Origin of the sequence: Streptomyces sp. NBC_01016, assembly GCF_026341035.1 — a bacterium.
In the GTDB taxonomy this organism is placed as follows: Bacteria; Actinomycetota; Actinomycetes; order Streptomycetales; family Streptomycetaceae; genus Streptomyces.
Window position 1 is genome coordinate 703,928 of record NZ_JAPEOQ010000001.1, and the last position, 20,731, is coordinate 724,658.

At 67.3% G+C, this 20,731-nt stretch carries 19 protein-coding genes, 1 tRNA gene and 1 pseudogene; 5 read left to right on the forward strand and 16 right to left on the reverse strand.

The genetic code is table 11. The features are described from left to right. Positions 1-9 precede the first annotated feature (9 nt). Entirely contained in the window at positions 10-363 is a 354-nt protein-coding gene (locus tag OG746_RS03320; RefSeq protein ID WP_266711354.1) for an ArsR/SmtB family transcription factor, read from the reverse strand. A 147-nt stretch (positions 364-510) separates the two neighbouring features. On the opposite strand from OG746_RS03320, the gene OG746_RS03325 reads away from it, so the two are divergent. Continuing rightward, on the forward strand, positions 511-1,620 hold the full coding sequence (locus OG746_RS03325) for a Gfo/Idh/MocA family protein (RefSeq protein WP_266711355.1): 1,110 nt from the start codon (positions 511-513) through the stop codon (positions 1,618-1,620). A 4-nt stretch (positions 1,621-1,624) separates the two neighbouring features. Here OG746_RS03325 and OG746_RS03330 read toward each other — a convergent pair whose 3' ends face one another. Together OG746_RS03330 and bla are read right to left on the reverse strand one after the other, a co-directional pair. After that, entirely contained in the window at positions 1,625-2,749 is a 1,125-nt protein-coding gene (locus OG746_RS03330; RefSeq protein ID WP_266711356.1) for a DUF2786 domain-containing protein, read from the reverse strand. A gap of 75 nt (positions 2,750-2,824) precedes the next feature. Further along, a complete protein-coding gene (gene bla, locus OG746_RS03335; RefSeq protein ID WP_266711357.1) occupies positions 2,825-3,733 on the reverse strand; it encodes a class A beta-lactamase in 909 nt (302 codons plus the stop codon). 152 nt (positions 3,734-3,885) lie between these two features. Between bla and OG746_RS03340 the strand changes: the two genes are divergently transcribed. Both OG746_RS03340 and OG746_RS03345 read left to right on the forward strand, forming a co-directional pair. After that, the gene (locus OG746_RS03340) at positions 3,886-4,728 is read left to right on the forward strand and encodes a nitrilase-related carbon-nitrogen hydrolase (RefSeq protein WP_266711358.1); all 843 of its coding nucleotides are present in this window, start codon (positions 3,886-3,888) and stop codon (positions 4,726-4,728) included. A gap of 109 nt (positions 4,729-4,837) precedes the next feature. After that, positions 4,838-6,526, forward strand: a complete 1,689-nt coding sequence (locus tag OG746_RS03345; protein WP_266711359.1) for a bifunctional 3'-5' exonuclease/DNA polymerase — start codon at positions 4,838-4,840, stop codon at positions 6,524-6,526. A gap of 56 nt (positions 6,527-6,582) precedes the next feature. On the opposite strand, the gene OG746_RS03350 is transcribed toward OG746_RS03345, so the two are convergent. From OG746_RS03350 to OG746_RS03385, 8 genes are all read right to left on the reverse strand, one after another. Continuing rightward, a complete protein-coding gene (locus tag OG746_RS03350; RefSeq protein WP_266711360.1) occupies positions 6,583-7,971 on the reverse strand; it encodes an MFS transporter in 1,389 nt (462 codons plus the stop codon). Further along, the gene (locus OG746_RS03355) at positions 7,968-8,957 is read right to left on the reverse strand and encodes a ferritin family protein (RefSeq protein ID WP_266711361.1); all 990 of its coding nucleotides are present in this window, start codon (positions 8,955-8,957) and stop codon (positions 7,968-7,970) included. The genes OG746_RS03350 and OG746_RS03355 overlap by 4 nt, the downstream gene beginning before the upstream one ends. Further along, complete coding sequence (locus OG746_RS03360; protein ID WP_266711362.1) at positions 8,944-9,273, reverse strand: darcynin family protein; 330 nt, start codon at positions 9,271-9,273, stop codon at positions 8,944-8,946. Before OG746_RS03360 ends, OG746_RS03355 begins: the two co-directional genes overlap by 14 nt. A 2-nt stretch (positions 9,274-9,275) precedes the next feature. Next, positions 9,276-10,190, reverse strand: coding sequence for a TauD/TfdA family dioxygenase (locus OG746_RS03365; protein ID WP_266711363.1), 915 nt, complete (start codon positions 10,188-10,190; stop codon positions 9,276-9,278). Positions 10,191-10,228: 38 nt separating this feature from the next. Beyond that, positions 10,229-11,800 (reverse strand): AMP-binding protein, encoded by a 1,572-nt coding sequence (locus OG746_RS03370; protein WP_266711364.1) that lies wholly within the window; start codon positions 11,798-11,800, stop codon positions 10,229-10,231. After that, the gene (locus OG746_RS03375; protein ID WP_266711365.1) at positions 11,797-12,447 is read right to left on the reverse strand and encodes a thermostable hemolysin; all 651 of its coding nucleotides are present in this window, start codon (positions 12,445-12,447) and stop codon (positions 11,797-11,799) included. Before OG746_RS03375 ends, OG746_RS03370 begins: the two co-directional genes overlap by 4 nt. A gap of 160 nt (positions 12,448-12,607) precedes the next feature. After that, positions 12,608-13,339 (reverse strand): TetR/AcrR family transcriptional regulator, encoded by a 732-nt coding sequence (locus OG746_RS03380; protein ID WP_266711366.1) that lies wholly within the window; start codon positions 13,337-13,339, stop codon positions 12,608-12,610. 368 nt (positions 13,340-13,707) lie between these two features. Further along, complete coding sequence (locus OG746_RS03385) at positions 13,708-14,274, reverse strand: Uma2 family endonuclease (protein ID WP_266711367.1); 567 nt, start codon at positions 14,272-14,274, stop codon at positions 13,708-13,710. A gap of 81 nt (positions 14,275-14,355) precedes the next feature. On the opposite strand from OG746_RS03385, the pseudogene OG746_RS03390 reads away from it, so the two are divergent. Then, positions 14,356-14,601: pseudogene (locus OG746_RS03390) on the forward strand (transcriptional regulator); the annotation flags it as partial. Positions 14,602-14,603: 2 nt separating this feature from the next. Here OG746_RS03390 and OG746_RS03395 read toward each other — a convergent pair. The 5 genes from OG746_RS03395 to OG746_RS03415 form a co-directional block, all read right to left on the reverse strand. Further along, complete coding sequence (locus tag OG746_RS03395) at positions 14,604-15,107, reverse strand: hypothetical protein (protein ID WP_266711368.1); 504 nt, start codon at positions 15,105-15,107, stop codon at positions 14,604-14,606. Continuing rightward, positions 15,104-15,193, reverse strand: a complete 90-nt coding sequence (locus tag OG746_RS03400) for a hypothetical protein (protein WP_266711369.1) — start codon at positions 15,191-15,193, stop codon at positions 15,104-15,106. Before OG746_RS03400 ends, OG746_RS03395 begins: the two co-directional genes overlap by 4 nt. After that, a complete protein-coding gene (locus OG746_RS03405; protein ID WP_266711370.1) occupies positions 15,171-16,349 on the reverse strand; it encodes a putative T7SS-secreted protein in 1,179 nt (392 codons plus the stop codon). Before OG746_RS03405 ends, OG746_RS03400 begins: the two co-directional genes overlap by 23 nt. Continuing rightward, positions 16,349-16,675, reverse strand: coding sequence for a hypothetical protein (locus tag OG746_RS03410; protein WP_266711371.1), 327 nt, complete (start codon positions 16,673-16,675; stop codon positions 16,349-16,351). Before OG746_RS03410 ends, OG746_RS03405 begins: the two co-directional genes overlap by 1 nt. A 384-nt stretch (positions 16,676-17,059) precedes the next feature. After that, positions 17,060-17,160: transfer RNA gene (locus OG746_RS03415), tRNA-OTHER, on the reverse strand. Between the two features lie 501 nt (positions 17,161-17,661). On the opposite strand from OG746_RS03415, the gene OG746_RS03420 reads away from it, so the two are divergent. After that, on the forward strand, positions 17,662-20,547 hold the full coding sequence (locus tag OG746_RS03420) for an NACHT domain-containing protein (RefSeq protein ID WP_266711372.1): 2,886 nt from the start codon (positions 17,662-17,664) through the stop codon (positions 20,545-20,547). Positions 20,548-20,731: the final 184 nt, after the last annotated feature.

Below are 20,731 nucleotides of genomic sequence, written 5' to 3' on the forward strand. Positions count from 1 at the left end.
GCTCCCCTTCTACTCCCCTTCGCGGAGCACCAGGTCCAGGAGGCCGGGAAAACGGGCGTCGAACTCGGCGCGGCGCAGCCGGTTGAGGCGCCTGGGCCCGGCGTCCCGCTGCTCGAGCAGGCCCGCCTCACGGAGCACGGAGAAGTGCCGGCTCAGCGTCGCCTTCGTGACCGGCACATCGAAGGTGCCGCAGGTGTGCTCCCAGTCGGCGGCCCCGGCCAGCCCGCGCACGAGCATGCGGCGCACCGGGTCGGCGAGCGCGACGAGCGCCGCCTCCAGGGAGACGTCCGCCGGTTCGACATGCACCGGCGCCGCCCGATGGCCGCCCGCCGTACCTTCCGCCGCTGCCCGCACCGCCGCCATGCCGTCCTCCCTGTTTCCGGATGAATGATCACGACTCCCCGGACACCCTTGCCGAGTGTTCGATGTCGTGCGTACACTCCGAGCGTTCGTAGATCATCAAACACTCTAGTGCCTCGTCGCCCCGTTGCCTTGCGGAGGAGCCCCGCCATGTCCCTTTCCTCGACCCAGCAGTCTCCCGTCCGCGTGGGCATCGTCGGCCTCTCCGCCAAGCGCGGCTGGGCCGCCACCGCCCACCTGCCCGCCCTGCGCCGACTCAAGGGCTTTGAAGTGCGCGCACTCTCCGCGAGCAGCGCCGACTCCGCGAAGGCGGCCGCCGAGAAGTACGGCATCGCCCACTCCTTCGGCACCGCCGCCGAGCTGGCCGCGTCCGACGAGGTCGACCTCGTCGTGGTCACCGTCAAGGTGCCGGACCACCGGGAGATCATCGAGTCCGCCCTCGCCGCGGGGAAGGCGGTGCTCTCCGAGTGGCCGCTGGGCGTCGATCTCGCCGAGGCCGAGGGGCTCGCCGCGCTCGCCGCGGAGCGCGGCCTGCGCACCTTCACCGGCCTCCAGGCGCGCTCCGCCCCGCTCGTACGCCACCTGCGCGACCTGATCGCGGACGGCTACGTGGGCGAGGTGCTGTCCACCAGCATCGTGGCGTCCGGGCGCGGCTGGGGAGCGGAGATGCCGGAGGGCAGCGCGTATCTCCTGGACCGGTCCACCGGGGCGAACATGCTGACCATCCCGTTCGGCCACACGCTGGACGGGCTGATCTCGGTCCTCGGGGACTTCGACGACACCGCGCGGGTCGGCGCCGTCACCGCCACCCGCCGCCGGGAGCTCAAGGACCCGCGCACGGGCGACATCCACCGGCCCGACGTCCCCGACCAGGTGGTGCTCGGCGGGGTGCTCGCCTCCGGCGCGGTGGCCTCCGTGCACTACCGGGACGGCACGTCGCGCGGCACCGACTTCCTCTGGGAGATCAACGGCACCGAGGGCGACCTGGTCGTGACCGGCGACCACGGGCATCTGCAGATGGGCGAGTACACGATCAGCGGGGCGCGCGGCTCCGACACCGAACTGTCCGAACTCACCGTCCCGGAGCGGTACTTCGAGCCCGAGCTCGCGGAGCTGCGCGGCACCCCCGCGTACAACGTCGGCGCCGCCTACGCCCAGCTCCGCCGCGATCTGGCCGACGGCACGTCCGTCGTCCCCGACTTCGCGCACGCCGTCCGGCACCACCGGCTGCTGGACCGCGTCGAGCGCGCGGCAGCCTGACAGCTCACCCTTCGAGGCGGGCCCGCTGCGCCGCGGCGACGCCCTCCTCCCAGCCGGCCCCGTCGGTGACGCCCCTCATCCGCGTCGTCACGGTCTCGGGGAACATCTCCTCGGCCCGCCCCGTGACCGCGACGTCCCGCGCGGCGAGCACCGGCAGCACCTCGCCCGCCTCACCCACCTCACCCGTCACCCGCTCGGCGACGGCGGCGAGCCGGTCCCCGATCCGGTGCGCGTACGCGGCGAGGAACGACTGCCGGAAGGTCTTCGTACGCTTGCGGCCGCCCGCCCGCTGCTCGGCCTCGGCGCGTGTCATCGCGGCGGTGGCCTGCACGAGCAACGACGTATGGAGGACCTCGACGACCTCCAGGTCCGGCTCGAAGCCGACCACGGTCGAGAACCCGAACGCGGAGTTCCAGACCGCGCGACAGCGATTGGCGCCCGCCACCGCGTCGAGGAGGACCGCCTTCACCGTCTCGTAGGGGGCGTCGACGCCGATCCGACAGGCGGTGGGCGCGTCCTTCGCGTGCGTACGGGAGGCGAGCAGCGCCTCGTCGACCGAGTGCCGGGCCATCAGCTCCTGCGCCTTCGCCGACAGCGCCTCCGCCTCCGGCGGGTACCCGGTCCGCTCCGCCTTGGCGAGCAGCGCGCGGATCTTCGCCAGGGCGCGCGGCTCGCCCGCCACGGGGACGGTGATCGACTCACCCGGCACCGGACCGACCGGCTCGATGGCGGGCAGCCGCGCAAGCAGCCGGTACAGCTCCAGGGCGACGGTGGCGCCCGAGAACCGGTCCGTGCGCGCGGGCTCCTCCGCGGGCAGCTCGGCGAGCTGGGCGGCCCAGCGCGGCGGCAGATTCTCGTACCGCTCGGTCTCGGTGCGGATCAGGCGGGCCGCAAGCCGTTCGTGGGCCGCGTCAAGGCCCTCCTCCCGTACGACCATCCGCAGCACGTCGGCCGGCTGCCAGCCGCGCTCCCACGCCCGCCGCACGAACTCCCGCCCCCGCAGCGCGAGTTCGGCGTCGGAGGAGGGGTCGGCGGCGAGCAGTGACGCGCCGGTGTCGAGATCGCCGCCGTCGTGGAGGGCGGCGGCGAAGGCCCGCTCGACCGTGCTGTCACTGCTCGTACCGCTCATACGCCCATGATCTCAGCCCTGCGCGGTGCCCCTGCGAGGCGGCTCAGGAGGTGAGCGGCTCAGGTGGCGAGGGACTCAGGAGCCGAGCGACTCCACGATCAGCTCGGCGGCGCGCGCCACGAGCGGGCTGTCGCCCTCGGCGTCCTTGTCCGGCTTGGTCGACAGGACGGACAGCACCACCGGCGCCCCGTCCGGCGTCCAGGCGATGCCGACGTCGTTGGCGGTGCCGTACGAGCCGGTGCCGGTCTTGTCGCCGAGCACCCAGTCCGCGGGCAGGGCCTTGCGGAAGCGTTCGGCGCTGGTGGTGTTGGCGAGCAGCCACCGCGTCAGCCGGTCGCGGTCGGCGGGGGCGAGGGCGCCGCCGAGGACGAGGTGCGCGTACGTCGTACCGATCGCGCGGGGCGTGGTGGTGTCGGTGACGCGGCCCGGTTCGGCCGAGTTCAGCTCGGGCTCCCAGCGGTCGAGGCGGGTCGTGCGGTCGCCGGTCGAGCGGCAGAAGCGGGTGACGGCGGTGGGGCCGCCGAGGTGCTCCATGAGGAGGTTGGCGGCGGTGTTGTCGCTGTACGAGATCGCGGCGCCGCACAGCTCGGAGACGGTCATGCCGTTCGCGAGGTTCTCCGCCTTGCCGGTTTCCGGGGCGCCGTCCGCGCGGTCGATGTCGGCCTGCGTGTAGTGGATGCGGCGGGCCAGGAACTTCCCGTCCTTGTCGAGGTCGCGCAGCACGGCGGCGACGGCGATCGTCTTGAACGTGGAGCACATCGGGAAGCGTTCGTCGGAGCGGTGCCGGACGGTGCGCCCCGTGCGGATGTCGTGCGCGAACACGCCGAGGCGGGCGCCGTGCCGGCGCTCGAGGGCGGTGAAGCGGCCGTCGGCCGACTCGGCGTGGGCGGTGCCGGTGGCCGCTCGGGCGGTGGCGGAACCGGCGAGCGCGGTGACGCCGAGGGCGCTCGCGGTGGTGAGGATGGCGCGGCGGGTGGTGGACACGGTGGAGGGTGGTCCCTTCTGCGCAACGATGATCTTTTTTGACCGGTACGGGTACGAGGACGGTCCTTCCCACCCAAACGGTTGCGGACCCACCGAGATGGCAGGGGCCACCGAGATGCCAGGGGCCACCGTGACATGCGAGGCTCGGGGGCATGAGAGTGGCACTGGCGCAGACCGACTGCGAACTCGGCGATGTGGACGCCAACCTGGACACGGCCCGCGAGCAGATCTCGCAGGCCGGGGACCAGGGAGCGGACCTGGTCGTCTTTCCCGAACTGAGCCTGCACGGCTATCACCTGGGCGGCCTGAAGTCCGACACGTCGATCGCCACGAACGACCCGCGTCTGCTCGGCCTCACGACGCCGGACGGCCCCGACGTCATGGTGGGCCTGCACGAACACACCAGCCTGCGCGCGTACAACACCTCCGCGTACTACTCGGGCGGCGCCCTGCTGCACGCCCACCGCAAGCTGTACCTCCCGAACTACCTGGCCTGGGAGGAGCGCAAGCACGTCAGCCCCGGCCAGCACTCCCGCGCGTACGACCTGCCCGGCGACCACGGCAGGGCCGCGACGCTGGTCTGCAACGACGCGTGGCAGCCGGTGCTTCCGTGGCTGGCGGTGCAGGACGGCGCGGAGGTCCTGTTCGTCCCCGCGAACAGCGCGGCGACGCTCGACCCCGAGGCCATGGACACCACCCTCTACTGGGACACCCTCCTCTCCTACACGGCGAAGATGCTCCAGTGCTGGGTCGTCTTCGTGAACCGCGTCGGCAACGAGAACGGGGCGTCCTTCTGGGGCGGCTCCCGGGTCATCAGCCCGCGCGGCACGGCCGTGGCGCAGGCGCCGCAGTGGGAGCCGGGCCTCGTGACGGTCGACATCGACGTCCACGAGGCACGCCGCCAGCGCAGGGCGGTCCCCTTGGTGGCGGAGGCCCGCCTGGGCCTGATCGACCGCGAGGTCCGCCGCCTGATCGACGAGGGCGGCGACAGCTAGCCGTTTCAGCCCCTGCGGCGTTTGAGCAGCGGGGTCCGGGGCAGAGCCCCGCGACCGCAACGCCGTCGCAGGGCACACGTTGTCAGTGCCGAATGTGACACTCGGCTACGTGACCGAACGATGGGCTCTCGCCCCCACCGAGCACGGCGGAGCGGACCTCGCCCCGCTGGGCCCGGACGGGCTGCCCGCAGGACCCGTCGTCCGGGAGCCGGACCTCGCCGAGGCCGTCCGCACCCGACCGGAGGTCACCCGCTGGGTCTGGCGCGACACCCACGCCGTATACCCCCACCTGCTCGCCGCCGGCGTCCGCGTCGAACGCTGCTACGACATCGAGGCCGCCGAGAACCTCCTGATCGCCCACGAGGGCCGGCACGGCGACCCCCGTTCCGCCGCGGCAGCCCTGGCCCGCCTCAAGGGCGCCCCGGTCCCACCCGACCCCCCGCCCCGCGTCGCCGCCCCCGGCTCCCAGTCCTCCCTCTTCGAGCCCCGCCCACCCGTCGACGTCCCGCTGACCGACCTCGTCGACGTATACGCGGAGCAGCAGCGCCGCCACGAGGCCACCGCCCAGCCGGGCCGAATGCGGCTGCTGACCGCGTCCGAGTCGGCGGGCATGCTGGTGGCGGCCGAGATGCACGCGTCGGGCCTGCCATGGCGCGCGGACGTCCACAGGTCCGTACTTCAGGAACTCCTCGGCGAACGCTACGGAGGCGGCGGCGAGCCACGCCGCCTGGCCGAGCTGGCGGACGAGGTGTCGGCGGCGTTCGGCAGACCGGTGCGCCCCGACCTCCCCGCCGACGTGATCAAGGCCTTCGCCCACGCCGGCATCAAACTCACCTCGACGCGCCGCTGGGAGATCGAGGGCATCGACCACCCGGCCGTACCGCCCCTGATCGAGTACAAGAAGCTGTACCGGATCTATACGGCACACGGCTGGTCCTGGCTCCAGGACTGGGTGCGCGAGGGCCGCTTCAGACCCGAGTACCTGCCGGGCGGCACCGTCTCCGGCCGCTGGACGACGAACGGCGGAGGGGCCCTTCAGATCCCCAAAGTCATCCGCCGCGCGGTGATCGCCGACCCCGGCTGGCGGCTCGTCGTGGCCGACGCCGACCAGATGGAACCCCGCGTCCTGGCCGCGATCTCCCGCGACCCGGCGTTCATGGAGGTCTCGGGCCAGGCCGCCGACCTCTACCAGGCGGTCTCCGACCGGGCGTTCGCCGGTGACCGGGGCCAGGCCAAGCTGGCCGTGCTCGGTGCCATATACGGGCAGACCTCGGGCGACGGCCTGAAGAACCTGGCCCTGCTGCGACGACGCTTCCCGCAGGCCGTCGCCTACGTCGACGAGGCAGCGCGCGCGGGCGAGGAAGGCCGTCTCGTGCGCACATGGCTGGGCCGCACCTGCCCACCCGCCGTGGGCTCCGCCGACCCGGACGAGGCCGGCATCCCCCAGGACGATCCCGAACAGCCTTCAGAGGCAGGTGGATTGACGTACGGCTACGCCTCGTCGAACTCCCGCGCCCGCGGCCGCTTCACCCGCAACTTCGTCGTACAGGGCAGCGCCGCCGACTGGACCCTGCTCGTCCTCGCCGCACTGCGCCGCGAACTCACGGACATGGCAGCCGAGTTGGTCTTCTTCCAACACGACGAGGTGATCGTGCACTGCCCCGCGGAAGAGACGGACCGGGTCAGCGAGGCAATCCGCGAAGCAGCCGACCTGGCCGGCCGAATCGCCTTCGGCGAAACCCCGGTGCGCTTCCCGTTCACGGTGGCAGTGGTGGAGTGCTACGCGGACGCGAAGTGATCCGGAGGGCACCGTCGTTCCGGGGCCGCGCTCGGGCACGGCCCCGGATCCGGGCGTCACCCCGTGGTCGTACGGCGGCGGGGTGCGACCACCGCCGGGGCGAGGACCGCCACGACGACCACCGCGGCGAGGACCCAGAACGCCCGGTTCTGCTGGTCCTGGTGAGAGGTGGTGGCCAGGGCCGCGGTGAGGGCCGCGATGCCGTTCACGCCGGCTGCCGAGCCGAGGTTGCGCAGCATCGTCGCGGCCGAGGTGGCCACGCCCAACTGCTCGGGCGGCGACTGGTCCTGGATCAGCGCGAGCGTCGTCGCCGTGACGGCGCCGGTGCCGATGCCCGCCGTCGTACCGGCCAGCCAGGCGAGTTCGCCGGTCGCGCTGAGCGAGGCGCTCACCAAGAGGGCGAGCGCGCCCACCAGCATCGAGGGCCGGTAGCCGTGCCGGGCCACGAGCCCGCCGGTGACGGCGCTTCCCGCGACCCAGCCGAGCGCGGCGAGGCCGACGACCACGGCGATTCCCGTGGTCGAGGTCCCGGAGGCGGCGAGGCGTACGGGCAGCACGGTGACCGTCGCGTACATCACGACGCAGGCGCCGACAGTGGCCAGGGCCGCGCCGGCCGAGGGCGTACGGGCCAGGATCTGGCGCGGTACGAGGCCGCCGCCGAAGCGGCGTACCAGGACGAGCGCCAGCAGCCCGACGACCGCGGCGAGGACGCCGCCGATCGTGCCGAGGCCGAGCTCGCCGCCCTGGAGTCCGACGAGGACCAGCGCGGAGCCGCCCGTGACCAGCAGGTACTCCCCGGCCGGGAAGCCGGAGCGCTGCCGGGGCGCCGAGGCCGCTGCCCGCTTCGGGAGGGCGAGGACGACGGCCAGGACGACGAATGCGCACAGCGGCACGTTCAGGAAGAACACCCAGCGCCAGCCCCACGCCTCGGTGACGGCCGCGCCGACCACCGGGCCGAGGACCGCCGCCACGCCCCAGACCATGCTCAGCATCGACTGCGCCTTGGCGCGCCGTTCGGCGCCGAAGACCCGGCCCACGATGACGTAGCTGGAGACGACGATCGCGCCCGCGGCCAGGCCGTGCAGCACCCGGGCCGCGACCAGCACGCCGAACGAGCCCGCGACCCCGGCGAGCACCGAGGCGCCGAGGAAGACCAGCGTCGAGCCGACGGCAAGCACCCGGTCGTCGAGCCGGTCGGCGACCCAGCCGGCCAGCGGCGTGCCCGCCACCTGGGCCAGCATGAACCCCGAGACGAGCCAGGCGTATCCACCGCCCGAGCCGCCGCCGACGTCGGACAGGACGCTGGGCAGCACCGTGCCCATGACGGTGGCGTCCATCGCGGCCAGGAGCAGGGCGAGCACGGCCGCCGCGACGGCGACCCTGCCCCCGGCCACGGCCGGACGGGCGGGCGCCGCGACGCCCGCGCCCACGGCCGAGGACGTCATGACGGGACCCCCGCGGTGCTCAGGGCCTTCACCGGCGCCACGACGGCGGCCGCGTGCACACGGTCGACGCCGGAGAACTCTGCGATGAGCGCGGTGAGTTCGTCGTCGAGGATCTCGTCGACGCTGTACAGCGTGCCGTCCGCGGCGAAGACCTTGCCGCCGAACGCCTTCGTCATCTCCAGTTGCACGGCAGCCGCCGGATTGCCGGTGACGAAGTCGACGCCGAGCAGCTCCCGGGTGCGCTCCTCGAACGTGGCCGCCAGCGTGCGGTTCAACTCCTCTATCCTGCCGAGTAGTTCACGTACTCGCTGCTGCTGTCCGGCGGTGAGTGCCGGGTAGATCAGCTTCATCGCCACGTGGTCGATCTTCACGTGCCGGGCCTCGTCGAGGCCGTGCGTGTGCAACAGGCGGGTGAGGAAGCGGGCCCGGTCCGGGTCGAGCCCGTCGGTGCGGTGCTCGAACACGGTGATCACGGACTCGCCGACGTACGCCGAGCAGCACAGCGCGACCAGCTTCACGTACGGGTGGTCATCGGTGCGGAAGACGTCGAGGCGCTCGTCGAACAGGGCCGCCTCGACGCGGGGTTCGGCCCCCGAGAGGGCCCGTACGTACCGGTAGAAGGTGTTGGCGTGCTGGATCTCCTCTGCGGCGAAGCAGGAGAGTGCGTGGTGCAGCTCGTGCCCGAGGTTGATGGGGTCGCGCAGGTCGTGCAGCTCGCCCATCACCATGGCCATGACAGTGCTGACGTGGCGCTCGATCTCGGCGAGCTGCGCCAGCTCCTTGGTGAGGTAGGCGACGGCCTCGGCCTCGTGACCCGGCTCCCCGTATGCGACGACGGAGGCGAACTCCCGCTCGGCCGGCGTGCCGGCCTCCGCCCAGTCGAACGCATTGGGGTGGAAGGTGTTGATGTGCGCGAGCCGGGTCACCGAGGCGAGCTCGGTGCGGACGGCCTCGGCGATGCCGTCGAACTGGTCAGCCCTGGTCATTCTCGTACTCCTTGTAGCCGTCCTGCAGCCCGATGGAGATGTCGCGCAGCCGCACCCAGCCCTCGGCGATGAACTCGCTGTCCCGCAGCTTCTCGATGAAGAAGTAGTAGGTCTTGATGTCGTCGGTCTCGACGAACAGGAAGTCGGAGTAGTCCGTGGCGAACGCCTCGGCGTCGAAGTGCCGGACGGACATCCGGTCCGCGAAGGGCCCGACGATCTCCTTCTGGAAGACCTGTTCCTTCTCGCCCCGCTGTTCGCGGCTCAACCGGAGCCAGGAGGCGTCGAATTCGTAGCGGATGACGATGCCGTACTTCATGGTCAGCTCCTGGCGTAGCTCTGGGCGTTGAGGATGGTGCGCTCGGGGTCGGTGATGGCCCGGCGGCCGTGCATGACACGGGTGTTGTCGATGAGGACGATGTCGCCGTCCTCCCACTGGATCTCCTCGGTGACCTTCTCGGTGACCTCGGTGTACTCGGCGATCACGTCGTCGGGTATCAGGGAGCCGTCGGCGAAGCGGATCTCGGGCGCCTCGTAGTTGAACGAGGGACCGAGGATGCTGTTGGCCCACGCGGTGCGCGAGGAGCCCCGGGTGGGGTGGGCGGCGTACACCGTGTACTCGTAGGTCAGGGTCCCGTCGGTGGCCTCGGTGAAGACCACGTCGGCGCCCTTGTTGGAGACGGCGTGGAGATGCTCGACGGTCATGTCGGCCGGGTCCGCGTCGGGGCCGGTGAGGTGCGCGGCGAGCCGCTGCCACATGGCCCGCGGGACGTTGCTGCGCACGTACTTCACCGGGTTGCCGGCGAACACCTTCCTGGCCCGCTCGGACAGCGCGTCCCAAACCCGGAAGCCGTCGCAGACGGTGGTCTCGGAGCCGGACGTGGCGGCCTTGACGCAGTGGAACCACAGCAGGTCGGGGGCGAAGGGCGTGGCGCCGTTCTCCAGGTGCAGGCCGATCGGGTCGCGCCCGGAGTCGACCTTCTGGGCGGCGTTGCCGTGGGAGGTGCGGGCCGGGTCCATGGTGGTGCGGGAGCTGTAGCGGCGCACCAGCTCGTTGAACTCCTCGACTCCGGGGGCGAATCCGCGGATCAGGAGGTGCCCGGTGTCGGCGAGCAGGCCGTCGAGGCCCGCCTGGTACAGCTCGGTGAAGTCGGACTCCGTGCCGGTGGGCGTGATCATCATGCCGTCGCCGTCACCTATGGCGGTCAGACGCAGGGTGTGCTGGGCAACTGTCATGGCTTAATCCCCGTTTTCGTGTGTGCGTCAGATGTGCGTCAGAGGGAGAGGTCGCCCGGGCGGTCATCCCGGCGGCCGTTCGTGGGCGTGAGAGCCATCAGGTCGTCGAAGAGCTTCTGGCGCCGCGGCCGGCCGGTGACGGTGAAGTACTGGCGGCGGAAGTCGCTGCTGTCCGCCACGACGAAGAACCGCTCGGGCCGGTCGGTCTCGGCCAGATGCTGTTCGGCGTACGCGTGCGCCTGCCGCCGTATCTCGTCGGCCCTGTCGACATCGGCGGCATCGGCGGTGATCAGCAGGGCCGACACGTGTTCCAGGCCCTCGCCGAACACCACGGCGTCCACCACCGACGGGCAGCTGCGCAGGCTTCCCTCGACCCATTCCGGCGAGACATTGCGGCCGTGGCTGGTGATGATCACGTTCTTCAGGCGGCCGAGGATCCGGATGTAGCCGTCCTCGTCGATCTCGCCGCGGTCCCCCGTGTGCAGCCAGCCGTCCTCGTCGACGGGCCGGCTGGTCGGGTCCTCCACGGTGTAGCCGGCGAACAGTGACGTCGACCTGACCAGCAGCTCCCCGCCCTCGGAGAGCCGGACCTCGCAGTGCGGCAGCGGCCTGCCGACGGTGCCGGGCCGCCAGTGCTCGGGCGTGTTCCACGAGACGACCGAGCTGTTCTCGGACAGGCCGTACCCCTCGTGCACACGCAACCCTGCCGCGTCCAGGCGCAGTTGGGCCGCTACGTCGACGGGCGCGCCGCCCGCCATCAGGAACGGCCGCACCTCGTCGCCGAGGACCGGTCCCCCGGCGGCGCCGCACACCGCCTTGTCGAGGGCGCTCACCGCGGCGGGCGGCAGCACGGCGGTGGTCGGCCGCCCGGCGCGCAGCCAGGTCACCACGTCGTCCGCGCGGGAGCCCGCGGTGCCGAGCAGCGCGGTCTTCTCGGGCAGCAGGATCATCCGGCCGCCGTTGATGATCGGCAGGTAGACCGCAGTGACCTGCTCGATGAGCAGGCTGAACGGCACCAGGGAGAGGTAGCGGGAGTACACCCCGTCCGGCGAGACCGAGTCGAGGGACACGAGCAGCGCCTCGAGCGCCTTCGACCGGATCTTCACGCCCTTGGGCGCACCCGTGGTTCCCGAGGTGTGGATGACCTTGATGATCCGCTCGTCCGGCGGCAGTCGGAGACCGTCGGCCTCCGCGACCCGGTTCCCTGCGCCGCTGTCCGCCGTGATCGGGAGGACGGTGACGGCGCCGTCCAGGCCCCACTCGGCGAGCTTGCGGACCCCGGCCTCGTCGGCCAGGCAGAGCCGGACCTCTTTCAGCAGCGAGGCGGCCTGCTCACCGGAGAACGCCAGCGGCACCGGCACCTCGACGAAACCGCCGAGCAGCAGCGCGAGGTCGGCGGCCACCCACTCGGGGCCGTTGCCCGCCACCACGCCGATCGTGGCCCCGGCGTCCGCGCCGAGGTCGGCGAGCAGCCGGCGGATCTGCCCACTCCAGCCCGCCAATTCCCCGTACGTGAAGGTCCCGGCGACCGAGCCGTCGGCGGCCAGCCGCTCGACGAGAACGTCGTCGCGGCGCTCCGGCGCGTACAGACCGTCGTAGATCTCCCTCATCGCGCGCCCGCCCCCTGCGGAGCGAGGGAGGCTTCCTGGCCCCAGGTCACCGCGAGGTGGTAGCCGGACTCGGCCTCGCGGTTGATGCCGGCGTCAAAGGCCCGCAGGTCGATGAAGCCGGCCACGGGAGCGGTCTCGTAGTACGTCCCCCACGTGCCCCGCTGCTCCGGCGGCAGGGCGTCCTCGCGGGCCTGGGCGAGTCCGGTGAACCGCAGCCCGATCCGCGCCAGGGTCCGGGCCAGCGGCTTGGTGACGGTGCACAGCAGGTACGAGGCGCCGTTGCACCAGCACAGCGCGGGCACCATGCCGATGAGCTTCAGGCCCGCGCCGGGTTCGCTGGAGGCCAGCGGCCCGACCTCGACCAGACCGGCCGGCTCGCACTCGGTACGCGTGGACCGCGATATGACGTCGGCCGCCCCGTCCCCGAGGTAGTGCTCGACGAGAAGGCTGCGTTCCCCTCCGTACGTCAGCCCCGCACAGGCCAGCGGGACGACGTCCGCTCCCGTGCCCTCGTCCGAGCACAGCGCGATGAAGCTGTCCGGCGACGGTGCGATCCGCGCCCCGTAGTCCCGCGCGTACCGGTCCTGTGCGAGCTCGACGCAGGCCAGCCACAAGGCACTCCCGCGGCGAGCGATGTTGATGCGCATTGCCCCTCCATTCCGCATCACGGCCCGACCGACCGGCCGAGCACTCCTTCACGTTATGACCATCAGTCGTTTTTTGACAACTAGTTCATGATCGGGAGTGGCGAACGGAAAGCGAGCAGCGAACTACGGATCCAGGCGCAGAACTTCACCCATCAAATACCTACTCAGAGTGACCTTCCGGCGCATACTGGGCGGCGATCGGGTCGACGATCCCGGCCACCTCGCGGTGCAGCCGCGCCACGTCGTCGACCGGGAGCCGGGTCCAGCCCAGGCCGCCGATCATGGAGGTCATCACCTTCAGACGGGCATCGAGGCCCTCCTCGCCGGACCACAGGAAGCGGCGTGAGAGCAAATGCATGGCCGCGTAGCCGAGGATGTAGGCGCGCAGGGCGTCCACCGCCACGGCCGGTTCGACCTCGGCGTTCCCGAAGGAACCCTCGGCGACGCTGCGCTCCACGGCGTAGCCCACGACCTGCGACATTTGCGCCTCGACCAGGTCACGCCGCTTGAGTCGCTCCTCGGACGCGACCTTGCAGACGGCGTCGGTGCGGGCGGTGATGCTGCACTCGAAGAGCACCGGCGCCACCTCCGCGTGCCGCATGTAGGCGAGTGTCATGCCGTACACGGCACGGGCCCCACCCCATGGCAGATCGGCGATCGCCTGGAAGTAGCGCAGCTGACGCCGTGCGCTCTCCGCGGAGAGCTCGATGAGCAGGTCTTCCCTGCAGGTGAAGTGGTTGTAGACGGTGCCTTTGGAGTACCCGGCCTCATCGGCCAGCTTCCCCAGCGTCAGATTGTGGAACCCGTCCCTGCACACCATGTCGAGCGCGACGTACACCAGCTTCTGGTCACGCTCCGCAACTTCCTGGGCCTTACGTTGAGTCGTTCGCATGGCTGCATTATGAATGACCAACAGTCAAAGTTCGACACTCGGTCAAAGCTGGGTCAAGCTTTATTGGGGAGATCCTGAAACGGCGCGGGCCCGCCTCCACCACACTCCGAACAACAGAAAACCCCAGGTCAGAAGAGTCTGACCTGGGGTTTCCCAGTCTGAGCCGCCTTCGGGATTCGAACCCGAGACCTACGCATTACGAGGGCCTGCAAGATCGTGGCGGGTGGTGCCGGTGCGTGCCACCGGATGATGTCTCAGCTGGTCAGGAGCGTACGACTATGACCGCCATGACTGCTGATCCGGCCTCGTGCCGCCCAGTCCGCTCACGCAGCGCTCACGCAAATCGCCGGGGCTCGCCGGCGTGAAGCTCAGATCCGCCCGAGGTCGACCTCGACCGGAAAGGGCGCCGAGACCTTGACGACACCGGTGAACACGCCCCCGTCCCGGTAGGCCCTGGTAGCCGGGTCAAGCACGTACGTGTACACCAGCGGAACCCCGGTCGCGGCCTGCTCGACCCGCCAGTAGAAGGCGATACCGGCCTTCGCGTACTGGTCAGTCTTCACGATCCGATCGGTGGTCTCCGACCCTGGCGAGACGACCTCGACGACCAGCAGCACATGCTCCGGCCGGGTGGGCGAGATGTCGATCGTGTCCGCGCGATACACCACAACATCCGGACGCCGATTGGTCAGCGGAACATCCTGCAGACGGACATCGAAGTCGGTGTCGGCGTTCCACTCCGGCCCCGCATCAGCCTCCAAGGCATTCGCCAGCATCCGGGCAAGCCGGTTATGACGCTTGGATGCGCTGGGACTCACGACGACCATCCCGTCCACGATCTCGATCCCCGCACACTGCTCCTCGGACCAGGAGTCGTACTGCTCCGCCGTGATCTGCTCATGCATCCACGCAGGAGCCACCGTCTCGGCAGTCATGACCCACCTCCTGGACACCATGCGAGCGGGACCGATCCCGCTGGGATCAGAGTACTGTCCCGGATCCGCCAGCATCTGGTAATGAAGCTCCCCCCGCGGTTGGGACACGCTCCTCGCCCGCGGCTACAAGAGGACGACGTTCCGGAGTGGTCGGACCGGATCAAGGCCAACGTGGCCGGCGAAGTCCGGCGAAGAAGGAAGGAGATGGGGTGGAGCGCACAGGACCTGGCGGATCAGTGCTCGCGGCTCGGGCATCCCATCCCGCGCAACGTGATCGCCAACATGGAGTCCGGGCGCCGGGCCAACCTACCCCTGGTGGACGTCCTGCGTCACCCGAAGGCTGAACCTTCCGGGGAAGTCCAGAACGTCACGGTCGGCCCGTAGGCCCCGTCCTCCTCGTCGCTCACTTCCACAGTGATCTCGCGACCCGGGTAACGCGAGGAGAGGATTCCCTGCCAGCACTCTCCCAGCGCCAATGCGAGTTGGGGCAGCTCTTCCCCAAGCTGATCTTCATCCGTCAATTCGATGTTGTTGAATGTGCCCCACAACTCGACGTGGTTGACGACGGCCTCAATTCGCTTCCGATCGCCATCAAGACTTGTGAACCAGTCGTCGACAGTGCTCTGACGGAAGCGCTCTTTGAGGAAAATACAACCGCGGTACTCGACCGTTTCGGGGCAAAAAAGCCAGGCCGCGGCCAGAACAAATCGAAGACCATCCTCAAAGTCGAGGTAATTGTCCGGATCGAGTTCCTCATTCTTCCATTCGGTGCGCCATTTCTTGAAGAAAGCCGGCAGTTCACGCTCGGACCATGACGGTTTGATGCTACTCACGGGATCTCCCAGGGGAACGCGGTACGCACGTCCTTCGACTCACCCACATAGACTTGCCCGGTCTTAGGGTTGGTATTGTGCGACATTTTTACGACGTGTGGTGTGTCTACTCCGTTGTGCGAGGCCCCCTCGCTGCAAGGCGCGACCTTCGGAATCATAAGTGGAGTAGCTGGTCACCTTTCCTGACTGGGGGTCGGTCTTGTACATGGTCCCGTTCGCCGGACCGTTCACCTTCGGAAGTTTGTGGCCTCCGCGGCCGGCGCCGGTACCAGTGCCCTCGTATTTCTGACCATTCTTGATCAGCTCGGACGCCGGCTGCTGTGCGGAGCCGCTGGCACCGGATCCCTCGCTGTTCATCCGCAGGGGTTCGACCTTGGAATCGCTCCCGGCATGCTGGGCCAGGTCCATGGCTCCAGCTCCCGCCACACCCACGCCTGTGGCTATTCCAGCAGCGGAGACGGCGTTGAGTGGGACACCGGCGACCGCGCCGACGCCGGTGGCGTCCAAGGCGACGCCAAGCCCTTCACCACCCGCGCTGAGCCCGGTCAGGAGCACGCCACCGAGCATCGCGGCACTGTCGCCCGGATGCTGGATCATCGCGTTGCCGAAGGAGGCGAGATCGTTGACGACGACCTTGCCCACGTCCACGGCCCCTTCACCCACATCGCTGAAGAAGTCACCGACCTGGGACCAGAACCCCGGCTTCTCAGGGGCTGACTCGGTCGCCTTCTTCACCAGCGCTGTCGCGGTGTGCCCTGCGCCGTCCACGTTGCCGCGAGCGGTCTCGAGAGTCCCGCGGGCGGCTGCACGGTCGGCTTCCCCGGGATCATGAAAGGGGATCTCGGTCTCGTCCCCTTTGCTGCGTGCCTGATTGACTTGCTGAGTGTGGGCCTTGCCTGCGGCTGCCGTCGTGGCTTCGCCACGCGCGAACTGGGATATGGCTTCCTCTGCGCGCTGCTGGGCTGCGCGCAGGGTGTAGCTGTAGTCGTACAGGGCGTTCGCGGCAGCGTGGAAGTTGTCGCCGGCCTTGACCCACCTCGATGGCTCACCATGGAAACGATCGCGGAAGGCGTCACCCGCCGGACCTCTCCACCCGTCTTCGGTCTCGATCTTCGCCAGTCCCTCGCCGGCCTCGATGAGAACATCGCCGTAGGCGAGAAGAGACTGAGCGGTCGTATTCAGAGCATCGGGTGTGCCGGGAACAAGATCACGGGGGTTCGACGTCTCCCCGAGCTCGGCCATCAGGACGCCCCCGGATCGGACCCAGTCGAGGACTGAAGAATGCCCTGAACAGAGAGTTGGATGTGTTCCTCAGCCTTTTCGTAGCTGTTGACGCAGTGCGTCAGCCGGTCAGAGACCTCTGCGCCATCGGTGGCCAGGTGCGAGACGCCGATGTTCCACCGATCGCAGAAATCGGCGACCGCTGATGCCAGTTCGTCGTGGCCGAAGGCGTCCTTGGGAGCATCGATGTCACTCACCTTCTTGGTGGCCATCGCGTCCAGAGTGGTGGTAATCCCGGTTGCGGCCTTGCGAAGTGCATCAAGGTCCACAGAGAACCCTTCTGACATGTTCCATCCCCTCCCCCGTGCTCAGCACCTGGCAGTCACCTGACACGAACCCATCAAGGATCGCGAACAACTGGGCAGGCTAGCAGCGGAGCCTTCGAGGAATCGCACAAGGATCCGGATGGGCCTGATGCCGCTTGGGAGACGAGTGCGGTCGCGCGGCCTGGGTGGCCGATGTGGCCATGCCGCCACGGGGAACGACCGAGCTGGCGCCTACGTCATTGCCTCATGCCGACCAGCAGCGCTCCGTCGGCCTGGCACTTCGCACCCCTTCCGCTCACGCATCGCTCACGCAAGCACTCCCACGGCATCCCCGTCGTGCGACTCGGCATGCCCTGGACATGAAAAAACCCCAGGTCACGGCGAGTGAGTCCTGGGGTTGATCCGAGCCGCCTTCGGGATTCGAACCCGAGACCTACGCATTACGAGTTGTCGGATCTTGGTCCGGGGGCGTCCGCACCTGTACAGAACCGCAGATCAGCGGCGGCTTTGGATGACGGCGGCACGATGCGGACGGCTACGGAAGTAGCGCCAACCGAGACCACAAGTGAGACCTGGTCGGCATAGGTCGCCACCTGTGCTGACGCTCCGCTCACGTTCATCGGCGTTGTCGATCCAACGGTATGGGCGAGGACCGATGGATGCCAGAAGCCGTTGAACGCTCTCAACTCAGGGTATTGACAGCAAGGGCAAGCAAAGCCGTCAGCACAGTCATCGTGGTCGCGAACGCGACTCCTGCGCTCCGCACCGCTCCCGCCACCGATTCACCCTCAAGCCGCGCTAGAAGGCCGGTCAAGGCCGCCACAAGTGTCGCGACGACTCCTCCGGCGAGAACACATAGGACGAGCAGGCTCAGTGTCTCAACAGTCGAGTTCATGGGCTTCCTTCCGTTACAGCAGATGCGATGCAGCAGAGACTGAGCCAAAGCGCATACACGGACGTTCACGCTGAACGAAGATGAACAGATCGACACACACGGTGGGGTGGGCATGGGCACACAGAACTCTCGGCATGAGGCTCACCAAGATCACGAGGTAGCGCTCCAGCGGCTATCGGAGAGCCTCAGGCGCCTGCGGGCCGAGCGTCGGATCCCTGTAGCCGCACTGGCTAGTAGGGCTGGACTGAGCCGAACGACTGCCAGCAAAGCCTTGAATGGATCATCCATCCCCACAGAAGAAACCGTGACCACCCTGGCACGAGCGCTGGGCATTGATCCACGACCACTCCTAGATATGCGAAGGCAAGCACTTCCGCCAAGCAAGCCAAAGCCCACAGTGCAAAAAAAGGAATTGCCGAACACTCAAGAATGCCGCACGAAAGAATATTTCGAGGAGCAGTACGCTAGATACATCGATAATCGATGGGGGAAACTATCAATTATCGGCATAGATATTAACCATCCGGGGCGACACTCCTGGCCTCTTGACACCGCCTACTTGAGTCTCAGCTTAGGCGCAACGGATGAAATCCCAGACTCTCGAGATGAGAAGCCAGGGAAACGAAGGCCTCCAAATGAAATTCGAATAGAGCAAGCCCTAGTCGAGCGACGCAGGTTGTTGATCCGCGGCCTCGCTGGCTGCGGAAAAACGACACTGCTTCAGTGGCTCGCGGTCACTGCAGCGCGCGGAAACTTCCCTCAGGAACTGCATCATCTAAACGATTGCGTTCCCTTCCTTCTTCGACTGAGAACCTTGACCCGCATTGGCAGCCTTCCCGCGCCCAGCGGTTACCTGAGCGCTGTAGGGTGTCAGCTTGCAGGTGATCAGCCAGCCGGATGGGCCCACAGCGTCTTATCAAGTGGTCGCGCCCTGGTACTAATAGATGGCGTTGACGAGGTATCACAGGTCCATCGAAATGAAACAAGGGACTGGCTCGAAGAGCTCCTGGCATCCTATCCGGACAACCAGTATGTGGTCACAACTCGCCCCACGGCCGTTAACGAGGGGTGGCTATCCGATTCCGGCTTTAGCGAACTAGCCATTCATCCTATGAGTCCTCGTGATGTTGCAGTTTTCATTGACCGGTGGCACGAGGCCGCTGCAGTAGATGTCAATGTCGAAGACGAGCGCAAACACCTTAATGAGCTGCGAGAAGACCTTAAGGATGCCGTGCGCTCTCAGCGGGGGCTAGCCCAACTGACGACTTCGCCGTTACTTTCGGCTCTGGTGTGTGCCCTACACAGAGCCCGCAATGGATATCTCCCCCACGGCCGCATGGAGATTTACCGAGCAGCACTCGCTATGCTGCTTGATCGTCGCGACCGAGAACGAGGCATTGAAGCAACCGGGATACATCTGAATGAGCACCAAGCTACACGTTTGTTGCAACGTCTCGCCTACTGGATGGTAGACAACGGTCAAGCAGAAATAAGCCGCGATGACGCGATGCATCATTTGGCCGACATTCTACCAAACATGCCCGAGGTCGCCGCCCAGGGTTCCGTTAAACAGATCCTGAGTTACTTGGTCGACCGTAGCGGCCTCATCCGCGCTCCAGACGTTGACGGTCTGGACTTCGTACATCGAACTTTCCAAGACTATTTGGCGGCAAATTTTGCTGTGGAGCAAAGAAACTTCGGTGCTTTAGTCAACCATGCCGACGATGACCGTTGGGAAGACGTGATTCGCATGGCAGTAGCGCACGCAAGCCCTTCAGATGCCAAGCAACTACTCCGCAAGCTGATATCACGGGGTGACCGCTTCACAGCCAATACAGAACGGCGGCATAGGCTCCATCTTCTAGCAGCGGCCTGCCTTGACTACGCAGTAGAGCTAGATCCAGATACTAGACAAGAGGTGCGCTCGCGCGCCGAAGCTGTTATTCCACCGAGAAGCCTCAAAGATTCCCGCAGCCTCGCCAAGGTTGGACCATTCATTCTCGACCTACTCCCAGGCCCCGACGACCTAGACGACATTCAAGCCGAGGCAGTCGTGCACACGGCTGGCCTACTAGGCGGGGATCAGTCTATGTCTGTACTCAAGCGGTTCCGTACATGCACCAAGGGGAGAGTCCCTCATTACTTGCAGCTCCATTGGGGACGACACAACGTCAAAGAGTACGCCCAAGATATCTTGCGCCACAATCCGGGAATTGACCATTTAACGATTAGCACGTTCGATCAAATCACGGAATTGCGGCACCTGGAGATGCCTCCATCCGTTGCTCTGGAAGGGGACTTTGGGCCGCAGGAGATCGCCGCCTTGAAGGACGTCGAGCGAATACAGTCGCTGACAATCGGATATAACAATCGACTGGTCGATTTGCAGGTTCTAAGAACTTTCCCGAACCTTCGCCGAATTACACTAGACATCTGCCAGGGAGTTAAAGATACGTCTGCACTCAACTATTCAAGTGTTCAATCGCTGAGCGTATGGAAAGCCAGCACAGAGTGCTTGACCAGCCTGCCCCGGTTGACGAATCTTCAGGGTTTTCGCATTAACTCGGACAGTCGACATCTCGCATTGTGCGACTTTTTCCCGGCTTCACACATCACTTCTGCTTACCTTGGCCCAATGAGTTGCAGAACACTTAAAGGGATCAGCGAGTGGCCAACGATCGAGGACTTTTCGATCATCACCCATCGGCCAATAGAGGGTTTGGCAGAGTTGGCAAAACTTCCGAATCTCTATTCTCTCGAACTGGGTGGCGCAGCTACGTCGAATATAATTTACCGGATACCCGTGATGGGCATGGTTAGAAAACTAACCATTGCAAAATCTGACTTCGTTGACTGTGGCGTATTGGTTGAGAAATTTCCTAACATGCAAGAAATTTGCCTCCCTTCCGATAGTGGTCCGCTTGACCTGGCGCCATTGAGTAACATTGAAGGCCTGCTAGTGCGTGCGCCAGGCGTGAGCAGCACTGGGGAGTATTAAGACTGACACCATCTAACTCATGCGAGATCTTGCCAACAGCAAGTTGTTGCGAACAGGATGCAAATGACTCTGGGGATGTCTCCGCTACGCGGTTCGAAGAGCCTGAACCGGCAACCGCGCCCCAGAGCCGACAACGGCGGTTACTAAGTCTGCGTTTCCGCGAACATCGATCCCGGCAAAGACC